Origin of the sequence: Mesorhizobium sp. M7A.F.Ca.AU.001.01.1.1, assembly GCF_004022735.1 — a bacterium.
Classification (GTDB): domain Bacteria; phylum Pseudomonadota; class Alphaproteobacteria; order Rhizobiales; family Rhizobiaceae; genus Mesorhizobium; species Mesorhizobium ciceri.
The window spans coordinates 1-14413 of the sequence record NZ_RZPF01000060.1; the positions used below are offsets into that span (position 1 = coordinate 1).

Here is a 14413-nt window from a genome sequence, read left to right on the forward strand (position 1 = left end):
GCACAAGGGCGACCAGCACGGACAGCACCATCGCCGAGACGATGGTCACCGAGAATTGCCGGTAGATGATGCCGGTCGAGCCGCCGAAGAAAGCCATCGGCACGAACACGGCCGAAAGCACCGTGGCGATGCCGATCAGCGCGCCGGTGATTTCGTGCATCGACTTGCGCGTCGCCTCCTTCGGCGACAGGCCTTCCTCCTGCATCACGCGTTCGACATTCTCGACGACGACGATGGCGTCGTCGACCAAGAGGCCGATGGCCAGCACCATGGCGAACATGGTCAGTGTGTTGACGGAATAGCCGAACAGCGACAGCACGCCGAACGTGCCGAGCAGCACCACCGGCACGGCGATCGTCGGGATGATGGTGGCGCGCAAATTCTGCAGGAAGATGAACATCACCAGGAACACCAGCACGATTGCTTCGGCCAGCGTCTTGACCACCTCCTCGATCGACAGCCGCACGAAAGGCGAGGTGTCGTAGGGATAGACGACCTCGACCCCTTGCGGGAAGGTCGAGCTCAGCCGGGCGATCGTCGAACGCACCGCTTCGGCGGTGTTGATGGCGTTGGCGCCGGTCGCCAAATTGACGGCGACGCCGGCCGCCGGCTTGCCATTGTAATTGGCCTGCGTCGTATAGCTTTCGGCGCCGAGCTCGACGGTGGCGACATCGTTGAGGCGGACCAGAGAGCCATCGGTCTGGCTCTTCAGGATGATGTTGCGGAACTGTTCGGCGGTCTGCAGCCGGCTCTTGGCCGTCACCGTGGCATTGAGCTGCTGGCCCTTGCGCGCCGGCAGGCCGCCGAGCTGGCCGGCCGAAACCTGCGTGTTCTGTGCCTCGATGGCGGTCGCCACATCGCTCGGCATCAGGGCATATTTGGCGAGCTGGTCCGGATCGAGCCAGATGCGCATGGCATAGCCGGAGCCGAACAGCTGCGTCGAGCCGACGCCTTCGACGCGCTTCAGCGTGTCGTTGACGGTGGCGTCGACATAGTCGGCGAGATCGGTCGAGTTCATCTTGGCGTCGGTCGAGACGAAGCCGATGACCATCAGGAAGCCGGTCGAGGATTTGGAGACGGTGATGCCGTTGCTCTGCACCACCTGCGGCAGCTGCGACTGCACCAGCTGCAGCTTGTTTTGCGTCTGCACCTGGGCGGTATCGGGATCGGCCGCTGTGGTGAAGGTCAGCGTGATCGAGGCCGAACCGGTCGAGGTCGACGTCGCCGTCATGTAGTCGAGATTGTCGATACCGGTCATGCCTTGCTCGATGACCTTGGTCACCGAGTTCTCGACCGTCTGCGCGTCGGCGCCCGGATAGGTGGCGCTGATGTTGACTGTCGTCGGCGCAATCTGCGGATATTGCGAGATCGGCAGCGAGGTGAGCGCCAGGAGGCCGCCCAGCATGATCACGATGGCGATCACCCAGGCGAAGATCGGCCGGTTGATGAAGAATAGTGACATCGCTCAGTTCCCGGTCGCGGCGGCAGGCGCCGGTTTCGCCGCATTGGACGCGGCCGGTGCGGCGGACGTGCTCTGCCCGCGGTCCTTGACCTCGCCGGTCGTCTCGTCGATCGTCACTTCGACACCCGTCGCATCGCCGCCGGGGCGCACCAGTTGCATGCCCTCGACGATGACGCGGTCGCCGTCGCCGACACCCGAATCCACCAGCCAGTTGTTGCCGACGCTGTTGCGCACGGCGAGCACGCGCGTCTCGACCTTGCCCTGCGCATTGATGACCATGGCGGTGGCCTCGCCCTTGGTGTTGCGGCTGACGGCACGCTGCGGCACCAGGAAACTGTTCTGGGCAACGCCCTCCTCGACCAGTGCCCGCACATACATGCCGGGCAGAAGCAGGCGGTCGGGATTGGGGAACTCGGCCCTGAGCGCAAAGGTGCCGGTGGTCTGGTCGACATTGGCGCCGGCGAATTCCAGCTTGCCGGTCTGCGTGTAGATGGTGCCGTTCTCGAGCTTCAGCTTCACGCTGACATTGGGCCCGCTGAACTTCAGCCGCCCTTCCGAGATCGCCTGGCGCAGATTGAGCAGGTTGGTGCTCGACTGCGTGACGTCGACATTGATCGGATCGAGGGCACGGATGGTGGTCAGCACCGTGTCCTGGTTCGCGGTCACCAGCGCGCCCGGCGTCAGCGTGGACTTGTCGATGCGCCCGGCGATCGGTGCCGTGATGGAGGTCCGGTCGAGGCTGATGCGCGCCGTCTCGGCACTGGCCTTGGCCGAGGCGACATCGGCTTGCGCCTGCGCCAGCGTGGCGGCGGCATCGTCATAATCCTGTTTGGAAACAACGTTCTGCTTCAACAGGCCGGCATAACGGTCGAACTTGGCCTGCGCCGTAGGCACCGCCGCTTCCGCCTTCTGCTGTGCGGCGACCGCGCTATCGTAGGACGCCTTGTAGCTCGCCGGATCGATGAGGTAGAGCGGCTGTCCAGCCGCCACCTCGCTGCCCTCCTTGAACAGGCGCTGCTGGATAATGCCGTTCACCTGCGGGCGCACTTCGGCAACCAGCGAGGCCGCCGTGCGTCCCGACAGTTCGGCGGTGATCGCCACCGATTGCGGATGCAGGGTGACGACGCCGACTTCCGGTTTGCCGGGCGCGCCCATGCCTGCGGGGGCGCTGCTCTCCTGCGAGCAGGCCGCCAGCAGAAAGGCGGATGCGAACATCGCGGTCCAGGGCGCCAGACGGCGTGCCGGCTGCAAAGACGGGCTAGGCTGGATAGACATGGACTGAATGATCTTTCGCTGGAGTTGCGGGCGCGGGCAATCGACCGCTTGGTCGAGGCATGCCGGCCGATATCTTGATGGTGGGCCGCGCCGGTCTGCGGGCGGCGACGAGCAATGCTTCGAAGCGGCTCATGTCGCGCTCCTTCTCGGCGGCCGGAGCTGCTCGAAGGTCGAGTAGCCGGCCGCGATGCCCACCAACATCATTATGCCGATCAGCGAGGACATGCCAAGCGCCTTGCCGGAATTCACGCGATCTTGCGGTCATCATGCCCATGGTTGTCGAGCGGCTGCGACAGCGGGAGCGACAACCGCCAGCCGGCGAAACTCAGGCGGATCGCGCCCTTCAGCGTGTCGGCCGGCGGGGCCAGCGGCATGCCTCGCCCGACAGGACCGAACGAGAGCCTCGGGCTGGCGGACGCGAGCAGCCGCAGCATGATCATGGCTTCCCACATTGTCGTGCTTCCATTGCAGGGTTCGAATTGGGCATGGTTCCGAATTGGCGCGATTCGAACTGGGCGTGATTGAAACGAGGATGGCGGAGATACGCCCGCCATCCCCGGAGAACCGGCCGACCCGAGAACGGGTTGGGTACCGGGCCGGCCGGTGCAGTCGGTCAGAGTTGCTCGTCGTTCCCGGGCTGGGGCGGGAGCTGCCTGCCATCGTTGGGCAGGCCTCTGGGGCCGGCTGCATCGTTCGGCGGACCGCCCCAGGGACCGGGGGGTGATCCATGGGCACGTTCCGCCGAAGCGAGGAGTTCGAGTTGTTCGGGCGTCAGCTTGGCGCGCAGTTCAGAGATCGCCTCCTTCAGTCTGCCGGCCGAAACCGCGCGGGCGGTAACGTCGTCGGCCAGCTTTTCCTGGAAGGCGAAGGGATCGGGCTTGCCGCCCGGGCCTGCTGCGTCGGGGTCCTTCGCTTCAGCACCAACGGGCCGCCCGCGGTCAGGCCGAGGCTGCGAAAGCACCGCCTGCAGCGCGCTGGTGTAGTCGCGCCAGGCGTCGAGCTGTTCGGTGCGGATGCCGACGCGGGTCTCCAGCGCGGCGAGCCGGGCGGCCAGCATGAATTCCGGCGGCGGACCCATGCGGCGGGGGCCAAAGCCTTGCGGGCCGAAACCCTGCGAACCAGGTCGCATCGGTCCATGCGGGCCGGGTCCATTCCGGCCGTGGCCTGCCCCATCCTGCATGGCCATGACAGGGGGCGGCTCACCGGGTCCGGCGCCGGGGTCGGGCTGCGCCGCCAGCGCGGGGTGAATTGCGGCGACGGAAAACAGGCCGAGCGCAAGAAGTCTGCTTGGCATAAAGATGTTCCTTTCTCTCATGCTTCGGACGGTTCAGAGGATAGGAAGCGTCTTTGTCCGCTTCGCGTCGGCGTGTTGCCGAAGGTTTCCGCAAAAGGGCAATTTGTTTCCGAATGTTTCCCATGGCCCGCCGGAAACGTTCGGTTGCAATTTTCCACGCCGCTCGGGCGCGGCTCTCCTATAATCGCGGCAAGCCCCTGCAATCACGGGTCCCAATATTCATCGGCAACGGCACGGTCATGCAGTCACAACCCCATATCCTCGTCGTCGACGACGACCGCGAGATCAGGACGCTTCTCCAGCGTTACCTCGACAGCCAGGGCTTTCGCGTCACGGCGGCGGCGGACCGGCGCGAATGCGAGCAACGGCTTGGCTCCGGCCAATTCGACCTGATCGTGCTCGACGTGATGCTGCCGGACGGCTCGGGGCTCGATATCTGCCGCGGTTTGCGCGACCGCAAGCCGCACACCCCGATCATCCTGCTGACCGCGCTGAAGGAAGATGTCGACCGCATCATCGGCCTGGAACTCGGCGCCGACGACTATCTCGGCAAGCCGTTCAACCCGCGTGAGCTCATTGCCCGCATCCGCGCGGTGCTCAGGCGCTCGACGCCCGAGGAGGCGCCCGCGCCGCCGCGCGCGCGCATCTACCGCTTTGCCAGCTATAGGCTGGAACCGGAGACCCGCAAGGTGACGGATGCGCGAGGCGTGGCCGTCGACCTCACCGGCGCCGAGTTCGATCTTTTGCAGGTGTTTCTCGACCGTCCCGGCCGGCTTTTGTCGCGCGACCAGCTTCTCGACCTGACGCAGGGCCGCGAACGCGATCCGCTGGAACGCTCGGTCGATGTGCTGGTGAGCCGGCTGCGCCGCAAATTTTCCGACACCGGCGACGGGCCGCTGTTCAAGACCGTGCGCAATGGCGGCTACCAGCTCACGGCGCGTGTCGAGACCGTGGAGAGCCACGCGTGAATTCGCTGCGCCGCCGTCTCATCCTGCTGTTGGTCGCCTCGATCGTCGGCGTCGTCGGCCTGGCGACGGCCGCCGTCATCAGCGTGCGCGGCGGCGGACCGCCGCCGGAACTGACCGTGCCGTGGATTGCCCAACAGATGGAAATGGTGGTGCGGCTCTTGCCGGGGCCGATCCCCGACGTCCTGCGGGTTCAATTCGCCGACCATCCAGCGGGCGGCAAGGTGGCTCGTGCGGAAACGGCGATGCTCAACGACATCCTGCACCGCCGTGGCCTCGACTTTCCCGCGGTCGTCAACGAGAAGCCGGACGAACCCGGCCAGATCGCATCGATGCACCTGCCCGACAGCCGATGGGCGATCATTGAGGTGCCGCACCTCAAGCCGCCGCGGCGAGAATGGCTGGTTCTGGCCGGCTGGATCTCGCTGATCGTCGCCGGCGCCACGGCGGTATCGGTCTATTTCACCTCGGTGCTGATCCGACCGCTCGAAATGCTGGAGGCCGCCGTCTCCAAGATCGGATCGGACGGCGTGCTGGCGGCGGTGCCGGAAGTGGGTTCGGCCGAGGTCAAGGCCACCGCGCATGCGCTGAACCAGCTCTCGTCGCGGCTGCGGACCGCCATGGAAAGCCGCATGCGGCTGGTCGCGGCTGCCGGCCATGATCTGCGCACGCCGATGACGCGCATGCGGCTGCGCGCCGAATTCCTGGACGACGAACGCGACAAATGGCTTCACGACCTCGACGAACTCGATCGCATCGCCGACAGCGCCATCCGCCTGGTGCGCGAAGAGGTCAACCAGGACGCCGTCGAAGCGGTGGACCTGGCAAAGACGGTGCGCGATATCGAAGCCGAGATGGTGTCGCTCGGCCATGCCGTCTCGATCGGGCACCTGGAAAAGGTTTGCGTGCGCGCCGGCGCGCTCGGCCTGCGCCGCGCCTTGCGCAACCTGATCGTCAACGCCGCCACCCATGGCAAGGCGTGCCGCATCGACCTGGCCGCGACCGACAATCGCGCCGTGCTGACCATATCGGACCATGGGCCGGGCATCCCCCCGGAACTCCTGAACAAGGCGTTCGAGCCCTTTTTCCGCGTCGACCCCGGCCGCCTGCAATCGATCCCCGGAGCTGGTCTTGGCCTCGCCATCGCCAAGGAAATCATCGAGCGCTACGGAGGCACGGTAACACTGGAAAACCGCCGGGGCGGCGGGCTGGAGCAGACGGTGGTGTTCGACGCGGTGTGAGGGTTGGCGGTCAGCCGAGTAATGGGCGTTGCGCGTGGCAACGACGAAAAACAGAGACGATGCTGCACCGCGCAAAGCTAATGGTTCCAAATCATTTCTTCACGGAGCCAGGGCCGGATCCATATAGACAAAATATAGATTACGGAATTTCCTGTGGTCTAACAAAGAACTAGGCTCTTAAGCCACGAGCTCGCAAATCAACCGAGGCGGGAACATCGGCAAAATTTAAACCACAGCGTTTAAGTTCTGAGAAAAATCGCCAGAATTGACGAGAAACGCTCGGTTTTCTCAATTTTTTAGCACTTGCTCACATAAGTATTTCAGCTGGGTAGATTTTTTGTGTTGCGCCGCACAATGCCGTAGCCGAACGATCTCCTGGGGGACTCGTTTGCGACTGGATATGCGCCGTGGAGGATCCCGCCAGGTTGACCAGCTTGAGCTACCCGTCCGTCGATTTCGAGCGTAGGTTTGACGATGCCTGCGCTCTGGCGGGTCTCGCCCGCCTTGGCCTGCCGCTCGAAACGGCCGGCTGGCGGCTTGGTCGCGGCCATCACGCTGGCGGATGCCGCTGATGGGAAGCGCCCGCGACATCCAACTGGATGCGTTGAGAGCCATCGCCGTGACGATGGTGTTGTATTCCCATTTCTTCGCCGCTGGAGGATCTTCATTCTGGGGCCATATCGGCGTGCGGCTGTTCTTCGTGCTGAGCGGCTTCCTGATCACGCGCCTGCTCCTGGAAGCGCGTTCGGCCGCCGAATTCGAGACCGGTCCCGCGCTGCGATCCTTCTATATCAGGCGAGGCTTGCGGATATTTCCACCCTATTTCGCCGTCCTGGGTTTCGTCTGGCTGGTCGACCTGGACCAATCCAGGGGATCGCTGGTCTGGCATGCGCTTTACCTGTCGAATTTCTGGTATGCGCTGCGCAATGACTGGAACCCTTGGGTGCTGTGCCATTTCTGGAGCCTGAGCATCGAGGAGCAGTTCTATCTTGCCTGGCCGCTGGTCGTCCTGTTGGCCCCGCGCCGCCGCTTCGAACAGATCTGCATCGGCGTCATCGCACTGTCGCTGGCCTATCGCTTTTATTGGCCGCTCACCGCCAACACGACGCTGGCGCGCGACCTGCTGCCGCCGGCATCCATGGATGCGCTGGCGACGGGCGCGCTGCTTGCCTGCTGGCGATCCAGGGGCGCGGCCCTGCCGCACTGGATGCGGCTCAGCTGGCCTGCCTTCGCGGCCGCATTCCTTGTCATCGAGTGGTTTGTGCCTGCGCCCGCCGATCCGATGCTCGAATGGACCCATTGGCTGGTGCGGCAAGTCCTGCCGCTGGTGCCGCTGATGGTCATCGTCGCAGCCTGTTCGCGCGGCCTTGGCGGCACTTTGGGAAAGCTTGCCGAACTGCCGCCGCTGCTTGGCCTCGGCCGCATCAGCTACGGCGTCTATCTCTATCATCCGATATTGCTGTCGCTCGCCGTCAAGGCGCAACCCTGGATTCCGCTCAACGTCTCGGAGCAAGGGCCAGGGCGTTTCCTGGTTGCGAGCGCCGCCACGATTGTCGCGGCCTCGATTTCCTGGGTGGTTTTCGAGAGGCCGCTCAACAGCCTGAAGCGCCACTTCCCCTATGTCGCGCGCACCCGCTCCGCACAGGGCAGCCATGGCGGCTGGCTCGCGACGGCGGCTGGCGGATCGCCCGATGGCCGCACACCGGCGCTCGAACTCCAGCGCACGGATGCAAGACGATGATCGCCGCACCGCTCGTCTCCGTCCTGTTGCCGGTCTACAATGCCGGTCCCTATCTCGCCACCGCGCTGGGAAGCATCCTGCGGCAGGATCACAGTCGCCTGGAGATCATCGCGATCGATGACGGTTCGACCGATAATTCGCTCGAGATACTCGAGCGATGCCAAAAGGCCGACAGCCGCATTTCGATCATCTCGCGCGAAAACCGTGGCCTTGTCGCGACGCTCAACGAAGGGCTGGCGATCGCCCGGGGCGAACTGGTCGCGCGGATGGATGCCGACGACGTCGCCTATCCCTGGCGTTTGTCGCGCCAGGTGGCGCTGTTCGAGCGGCGGCCCGAACTGGGCTTCTGCGGCGCCGGCGTCGACATGTTGATCCGCGGCCGCATCGCCAGGGGCAGGCCCGATCCGGTGTTCCAGTTCGGCCGCATCCCTGTATTGGCGATGTTCTTCACGATCTTCATGCACCCGACGGTCGTCTACAACAGGAAGGTCATCGACGACAGCGTCCTGCACTATGACCAGGCCTACCGGCATGCCGAGGACTTCGATCTTTTCAGGCGGCTGGCCGGCCGTTACCCGGCAGCCATGATGCCCGAAAACCTGGTCGTCTACCGCGTCCATGAGGCAAGCGTGACGAGCCGGCACGTCAAGGAGATGCGCAGGACGCATTTGCGGATCGTGGCCGAGAACCTCGAGCGGGAGGACCTGGCGCAGGCCACGCGGGACCTGCGCGACATTGGCGATGCGGTCAGCCACGGCACCGTCGCCCGTGCGGCCGACTTCATCGTCGCGCTGGAGGAGGAGATTTCCTCGCTGCCGGCGGCGACGCGGCCGAGCTTCGAGGCCGGCGCGCTGAACCTATTCTATTTCCTCTACCAGCTCGTCGCCGACGAAAACCAGCCCGCGCTCACCCATGAATTGCTGACGCGGACCGCCAAATGGAACGTCATCCGGCGCCGCGAACAATATGCGCTGCGGCCCGGCGCCTGGGCGCCCTGGCTCAGCCGCGCTTCGCTGTCGGCCGCCAGGCAGGCCGATGCCATGGCATACTTCTTCAAATCTGCGCCCGCCGCGGCGGTTCTGGCACCTTATCAGGCGGGCTGAGGCATGATCGTCAAAGTCAACCAACCCCTGCAGCGCGATCGTTCGACGGCGCTTGGCCCCGCCCCGGCCGGTCCCCGCCCGGAACGAGCGGCGCCGGAAGTCAGCTTCATCATCTGCACGCGCAACCGCGTCGCCGTGCTCGATGCCTGCATCAAGTCGGTGCAAGCCGCATGCCGCGCACATGCCGGCTTCGCCGCCGAACTCGTGGTCGTCGACAACGGTTCGAGCGACCGCACGGCCGAACGCCTGGCCAGCATCGCGGCTGCGTCGGACATTCCGTTCACGCCCGTTTGCGAGCCGCGCCCCGGATTGGCGGCTGCGCGCAACGCCGGGCTGAGGCGCGCGCGCGGCCGTGTGCTGGTCTTCGTCGACGACGACTGCGCGCTCCATCGCGACTATCTGCGCGATCTGGAGCGACACTATGCGTCCGGGGAACAATGGCTCATCCGGGGCGGCCGTGTCGAGCTTGGCGATGCCAGGGATTTGCCGTTCACCATCAAGCGGTCGTGGGCGCGCGAGCGGCTGACGCCAGATGTTCATCCCGGCGGTTTCGTGCTGGGCTGCAACATGACGATGCACCGCGATGTAGCGGCCCGCATCGGCTATTTCGACGAACGCTTCGGCGCCGGCGGACCATTGCGGTCGGCCGAGGATACCGATTACCTCGTGCGCGCGATGCTGCTCGGCATCGCGGTCGAGTATGTGCCTGACATGACGATTTTCCACCATCACGGCCGGCGGGATCGCAAAGCCATCGAAAAGCTGCATCGCGACTACAGCCTGGGCAATGGCGGGCTCTGCCTGAAGCATGTTCGCCACGCGCCCTGGCTGCTTCGCCATTTCTACTGGGCCGCAAGAGGGGCTTTCAGGGAATTGGCGGGAGGACCCGCCTTCGATCGTGAACTCAACCTGCCGCACTGGCCGATCGTCGCCATGAATTTGCTCGGCGCGGCCAGGTTCGCGGTTCTCCTGCTGGTCAGACGGCCGCGGGCCGAACCGGTGCGGCAAGATCAACAAGCCAATGCCCAGGCGAGGTGAAACGCTGTAATGCCAATGCTGCCGCCAAACCTGCCGATGCTGTTCCGGGCGTTCGGAAAGCGGCAACTGCGCCTGCTTCCGGCGGTGGTGATTCTCGGCCTGGTCAGCGCCGTCCTCGAAGGGTTCGGCATCGGCCTGATCATCCCGTTGCTGGGCATCATCATGGGACACGGGGATGCCGCCGGAATGGCAGGCTTCTCCGCCGTCCTCCAGCACGTCGGATCGGGCTTGAGCGAGCGCGACCGGCTGATCGTCATTTCGGCCGCCATCCTCGGCTCGATCATCCTGAAGAACGTCTTCGCCTTCGCCAACACGCTGCTGACGACCTTCATCTCCGGCAAGGCAAGCCATTCCATCCGCAGCGCCCTGTCGGAGCAGCTGTTGCGGGTCGGCTACCCGTTCTTCCTGCGGCAGAGCCCCGGACGCCTGCTCAACATCATCTCCAACGAATCCTGGCGGGCTTCCGATGCGATCCAGATCATGCTGTCGGCCATCGTCAGCGCATCGGCCGCCATCATCCTCCTGGCTTTCCTGCTGCTGCTTTCGTGGCGCATGACGCTTTTGGTCACGCTCGGACTGGCGCTCGTCCAGATCGCGCACGCCATGCTCTCAGCCAATCTGAAGGAGCCAAGCCGCAGCGTCGCCTCGCGCAACGGCCACCTCGCCTCGCAGATGCTTCACCTTGTGCATGCCGGACGGCTGATCCGCATCTTCGGACAGGAGAACCGGGAAAAGGCGATGTTCGACACGGCGTCGGATGCGGTTCGCCGCGCCTCCTTCGCGCTGCTCGTGCGCCAGGGAGCGCTGCCGCCGCTGACGGAGGTTCTCCACGCCATGCTGTTCCTGGCGGTGGTGATCGGCGCCTGGCTGGCGCAGGTGAGTTTCCCGCTGATCATTGCCTTCGTCATCCTGCTCTACAGGCTGCAGCCGCATATGCGGGCCCTGCAGGGGTCGTGGAGCCAGCTGCAAGGCCTGAGCGGATCGCTTGAGGAGGTGACTTGGCTGCTGGATCCCACAGGCAAGCCGCAACCGCCGCAAGGGGACGGGCCATTCCACGGCCTGCGCCAGGGCATCAAGTTCGACGATGTGACATTCACCTACTCCGGCACGGACCGGCGCGAGGTGGTGCTGCACGCGGCGACATTCGAGATCCGCGGTGGCCGCTCGACGGCGCTGATCGGCCGCTCGGGCGCCGGCAAGACGACGATCGTCAATCTCCTGTGCCGCTTCGTCGAACCGGACACCGGCAACATCCTCGTCGATGGATCGCCGCTCGACCGGATCGATGCCAGCCAGTGGCGCCGGCACATCGCCCTGGCCAGCCAGGAACTGGAACTGGTCGACGGCAGCATTTTCGAAAACATAACCTACGGCCAGGATGCCGCGACTGCCGGCGATGCCGAGGCCGCCGCAAGACTGGCCGAAGCGCATGAATTCATCGAAAGGCTGCCTCAGGGCTACGAGACCCTGGTTGGCTACAGGGGCATCAATCTGTCGGCGGGACAGAGGCAGCGCATCGCCTTGGCGAGAGCCCTGGTGCGCGATCCCGATCTCCTCATCCTGGACGAGGCCACCAATGCCGTGGACGGGCTGTCGGAAGCGGCCATCGTCGAGACCCTGAAGTCGAGAGCCGGCCGCCGCACGACCATCGTCATCAGCCATCACCACAGCACCATCTCGTTCTGCGACGACGTGGTCATCCTGAGCGGCGGCCGCGTGAAAAAGCAGGCCCCTTTCGGCGCCCTGGCCTCGCTCAGCATGGACGAGCTTTACCAGCACGAACCGCTCGACTGAGAAGGCGCCGGGCCGGCCCGCGATCTTATCCTGGGCGTGTCTGCAGCCTCCGGCCGGCGGGTCGTCGCAAGGGTTCGAATCACAAGCCAGGGGAATTGCCGCTGGCACCTTCCGTGATCGCACCAATGCCGTGCGGGACCGCGGCGCGCTACCTTGTCTGTGCGGCGGACCTGTCGATCCGCCTGGCCGGTGCCCCATTGGACTTACTCTCCGGGTGAGGTGCCGGCCTCCCATGCACAAAAGAAGGATCTGAAGCGGGTCGCCTGAATCCTTCAGGCGCGACACGCTTCAGGTGGCGGCGCCGACATTCCTGCGCATGCGCCGCCTGCCCGTCGTCCGTGCTTTCTTCGCCATCGCCCCGGCCATCTCGACCACGCCGTCCTCGCGCGGCCTGCCATTGGTGGCCTTGTGGAGCCGCTCATAGGGCAGCAGTTCCTTGATCCGGGCATTGAGCGAGGCGATTTCGGCCTTGAGGTCCTCGCACTCCTGCCTCTGCACGTCGAACTGTATCTGTTCGGACGCCTGTTGCAGCGTCAGCTGAGAAAGGTTGGCGTTCACCTTGGAAAGACTCATCTTGTCGCTTTCGCTCTCCTGGCTCAGCGCGGACAATCTTTCATCGGCGATCTTCTTTTCGGCCAGAGCATCGTTCAGTTCGCTCTTGAGCCTGGCGATCTCGCCCGCGGCTTCGCCGTTTTCGCTCGACACCTGCTCAAGCCGCGATTGCAGGTTCTGGATCTCCGAGCTCAACCCGCGCATTTCCGCCTGGCTGCGAGCCAGCTCGGCTTCCTTGTCGCCTTCCATCATGTGGGCCGCTTCGGTCGTTTCCGACAGTTTCGCCTGTGCCGCCTCGAGCGACTTCTGCAGCCGCATCTCCTCTTTCTCGCTCTTGCCGAGCGCCGCCAGCAGCTCCGCCAGCCGCGCTGCTTCGGTGGCATGGACCGCCGACAGCTCGTCGAGCCTGTGGCGCGCTTGCGATTCCCGCTTCAGCGCCTTGTCGAGTTCGATCGACAGGTTGACGTGCTTTTCGCGCAGCATCTTGCTCTCGCGCAAGCGCCTGTTGGCCTCGACCGTCCTGGCGGTCAGCCGCTTGGCGATGTCGCCGAACTCCGCCTCGCGTTTGGCGCTCGCATTGGCTGTCTCGACGAGTTCCAGCCTGACCGCGGCAAGTGCCGCACGCAGCGTCTCCCGGTCCTGGACCAGACTTGTCTCGCGCTGCTGCAGCGCTTCGAAAGCGCCGTCACGCTCGCGCAGCTTTCGCGTCGCGTCGTGCAGCTTTTCCGACAGAGCCCTCTGTTCGGCGGCCAGGGCGGCATTGGCAACCTCCAGCTCGTTGGCGCGCAGGATGTCGCTGTGCAGGATGTTGAGGAATTCGCGCGTCAGATGGTGTGAGGTACCGATCTCCGACAGCTTGTCGTTGATCTCCTCCAGATAGTCCCTGGCGTCGTGGAAGAGTCCCTCGAAGGCGCTCAATGCAGCCAGCCGGGTCTGTGTATGGGCGGTCAGTCTTGGCGCGGTTTCGGAACTGTCCGCAGCGCCCGCATTCTCGGCATTCCCGGCATTGTCGTCATTTGCCGCATCGGCCTGGGGTGGCCCGTCATCGGGTGCCGCCTGGGCATCCGGCACATCGTCGCTCTCTGGCGGCGCCAGGTCGTCGGCGTCGAGACTTGCATCCAGCGCGTCCGCCAAATCGATCTGCAGGTCCTGGATCGCTTTATCCACGTCTTCAGCACGCTTGATCAGGCCTCTGAAGTTCATCGCCAAACTCCCCTTACGCATACCTCGCTTAGAACTTAACAAATTGCTAATATATCCTTACATCCGCTGCTTGCGCAGGGGAAGCCCCGTCGGCACAAAGGTAAATTTGGGACATTTTAGGGGTTTGGACGGCGCGAGCGATGCGGTGCGAGGGTGCGAAGCCGGTTCTGCCGGCGGGACAGCGCCCCCTCTGTCCTGCCGGACATCTCCCCCACACGGGGGGAGATTGGAGGTCATGCGGGCTTTCGCCAATCGCCAACGTTGCAAGAAGAACTGAAGCGCAGAAATTGCCAATCTCCCCACTTGTGGGGGAGATGTCCGGCAGGACAGAGGGGGGCGCGAAGGATCGCGGCTCCCTAAGTTGCCCTCACCCCGCCATGGCCAGCGGCACGGCGCTCTTGTTGGGGATCTGGATGTCGATTTCCAGCGTCGACATGGTCTCGCCGCGGTCCATCGAGACCTGCAGATAGTCCTGGTCGATCTGCACATGCTTGGCGATGACGGCCATGATCTCCTCGCGCAGGATGGAGACGAGGTCGGGCTGGCTGCGGTTGCGGCGCTCATAGGCGAGCAGCACTTGCAGCCGCTCGCGCGCCACCGGGGCGCTGGAGCGCCGCTTGAAGATGTCGAGCAGGTTCATGCCGCCCTCCTTCCCAAAAGACGATCGAGGAAGCCCTTGCGCTCGAAGGGCACGATGACGGGCAATTCCTCGCCCTCCAGCCGCCTGGCGGCGTCGATATAGGCC

General features: G+C 64.8%; 12 protein-coding genes and 1 pseudogene. 6 read left to right on the forward strand and 7 right to left on the reverse strand.

Translation table 11 applies throughout. The features are described from left to right. From EN884_RS06135 to EN884_RS06150, 4 genes are all read right to left on the reverse strand, one after another. Positions 1–1462: efflux RND transporter permease subunit (locus tag EN884_RS06135; RefSeq protein WP_206617560.1), on the reverse strand; the 1462-nt coding region annotated here is incomplete at its 3' end. 3 nt (positions 1463–1465) lie between these two features. Continuing rightward, positions 1466–2677: an efflux RND transporter periplasmic adaptor subunit gene (locus EN884_RS06140; RefSeq protein ID WP_050580405.1), complete on the reverse strand. Its 1212-nt coding sequence runs from the start codon at positions 2675–2677 to the stop codon at positions 1466–1468. 305 nt (positions 2678–2982) lie between these two features. Further along, positions 2983–3189, reverse strand: a complete 207-nt coding sequence (locus EN884_RS06145; protein ID WP_013530681.1) for a hypothetical protein — start codon at positions 3187–3189, stop codon at positions 2983–2985. Between the two features lie 161 nt (positions 3190–3350). Continuing rightward, positions 3351–4031 carry a hypothetical protein gene (locus tag EN884_RS06150; RefSeq protein WP_063168602.1) on the reverse strand — a complete coding sequence of 227 codons (681 nt, stop codon included), beginning with the start codon at positions 4029–4031 and terminating at the stop codon, positions 3351–3353. A gap of 239 nt (positions 4032–4270) precedes the next feature. Between EN884_RS06150 and EN884_RS06155 the strand changes: the two genes are divergently transcribed. The 6 genes from EN884_RS06155 to EN884_RS06180 all read left to right on the forward strand — a co-directional run bounded on the left by EN884_RS06155 (position 4271) and on the right by EN884_RS06180 (position 11913). Continuing rightward, positions 4271–4999, forward strand: a complete 729-nt coding sequence (locus EN884_RS06155) for a response regulator (RefSeq protein WP_013530679.1) — start codon at positions 4271–4273, stop codon at positions 4997–4999. Then, positions 4996–6237: an ATP-binding protein gene (locus EN884_RS06160; RefSeq protein WP_063168603.1), complete on the forward strand. Its 1242-nt coding sequence runs from the start codon at positions 4996–4998 to the stop codon at positions 6235–6237. The genes EN884_RS06155 and EN884_RS06160 overlap by 4 nt, the downstream gene beginning before the upstream one ends. A gap of 571 nt (positions 6238–6808) precedes the next feature. After that, positions 6809–7978, forward strand: coding sequence for an acyltransferase (locus EN884_RS06165; protein ID WP_024501681.1), 1170 nt, complete (start codon positions 6809–6811; stop codon positions 7976–7978). Next, positions 7975–9081, forward strand: a complete 1107-nt coding sequence (locus EN884_RS06170; protein ID WP_063168604.1) for a glycosyltransferase family A protein — start codon at positions 7975–7977, stop codon at positions 9079–9081. The genes EN884_RS06165 and EN884_RS06170 overlap by 4 nt, the downstream gene beginning before the upstream one ends. Positions 9082–9084: 3 nt before the next feature. After that, positions 9085–10119, forward strand: coding sequence for a glycosyltransferase (locus EN884_RS06175; protein WP_063168605.1), 1035 nt, complete (start codon positions 9085–9087; stop codon positions 10117–10119). 9 nt (positions 10120–10128) lie between these two features. Further along, entirely contained in the window at positions 10129–11913 is a 1785-nt protein-coding gene (locus EN884_RS06180) for an ABC transporter ATP-binding protein (RefSeq protein WP_063168606.1), read from the forward strand. A gap of 288 nt (positions 11914–12201) precedes the next feature. Here EN884_RS06180 and EN884_RS06185 read toward each other — a convergent pair whose 3' ends face one another. From EN884_RS06185 to EN884_RS06200, 3 genes and pseudogenes are all read right to left on the reverse strand, one after another. Beyond that, positions 12202–13668 (reverse strand): hypothetical protein, encoded by a 1467-nt coding sequence (locus tag EN884_RS06185; RefSeq protein ID WP_063168607.1) that lies wholly within the window; start codon positions 13666–13668, stop codon positions 12202–12204. 367 nt (positions 13669–14035) lie between these two features. Beyond that, positions 14036–14308: a cell division topological specificity factor MinE gene (minE, locus tag EN884_RS06195; RefSeq protein ID WP_024501686.1), complete on the reverse strand. Its 273-nt coding sequence runs from the start codon at positions 14306–14308 to the stop codon at positions 14036–14038. Next, a pseudogene (locus EN884_RS06200) lies at positions 14305–14413 on the reverse strand (septum site-determining protein MinD); the annotation flags it as partial. The gene minE and the pseudogene EN884_RS06200, both read right to left, overlap by 4 nt.

Bases quoted from the DNA above. Each gene is read 5' to 3' on its own strand.
- EN884_RS06145 (WP_013530681.1), bottom strand. From the start codon at position 3,189: ATGTGGGAAGCCATGATCATGCTGCGGCTGCTCGCGTCCGCCAGCCCG.
- EN884_RS06185 (WP_063168607.1), bottom strand. From the start codon at position 13,668: ATGAACTTCAGAGGCCTGATCAAGCGTGCTGAAGACGTGGATAAAGCG.
- minE (WP_024501686.1), bottom strand. From the start codon at position 14,308: ATGAACCTGCTCGACATCTTCAAGCGGCGCTCCAGCGCCCCGGTGGCG.
- EN884_RS06140 (WP_050580405.1), bottom strand. From the start codon at position 2,677: ATGTTCGCATCCGCCTTTCTGCTGGCGGCCTGCTCGCAGGAGAGCAGC.
- EN884_RS06150 (WP_063168602.1), bottom strand. From the start codon at position 4,031: ATGCCAAGCAGACTTCTTGCGCTCGGCCTGTTTTCCGTCGCCGCAATT.
- EN884_RS06175 (WP_063168605.1), top strand. From the start codon at position 9,085: ATGATCGTCAAAGTCAACCAACCCCTGCAGCGCGATCGTTCGACGGCG.
- EN884_RS06180 (WP_063168606.1), top strand. From the start codon at position 10,129: ATGCCAATGCTGCCGCCAAACCTGCCGATGCTGTTCCGGGCGTTCGGA.
- EN884_RS06165 (WP_024501681.1), top strand. From the start codon at position 6,809: ATGGGAAGCGCCCGCGACATCCAACTGGATGCGTTGAGAGCCATCGCC.
- EN884_RS06170 (WP_063168604.1), top strand. From the start codon at position 7,975: ATGATCGCCGCACCGCTCGTCTCCGTCCTGTTGCCGGTCTACAATGCC.
- EN884_RS06155 (WP_013530679.1), top strand. From the start codon at position 4,271: ATGCAGTCACAACCCCATATCCTCGTCGTCGACGACGACCGCGAGATC.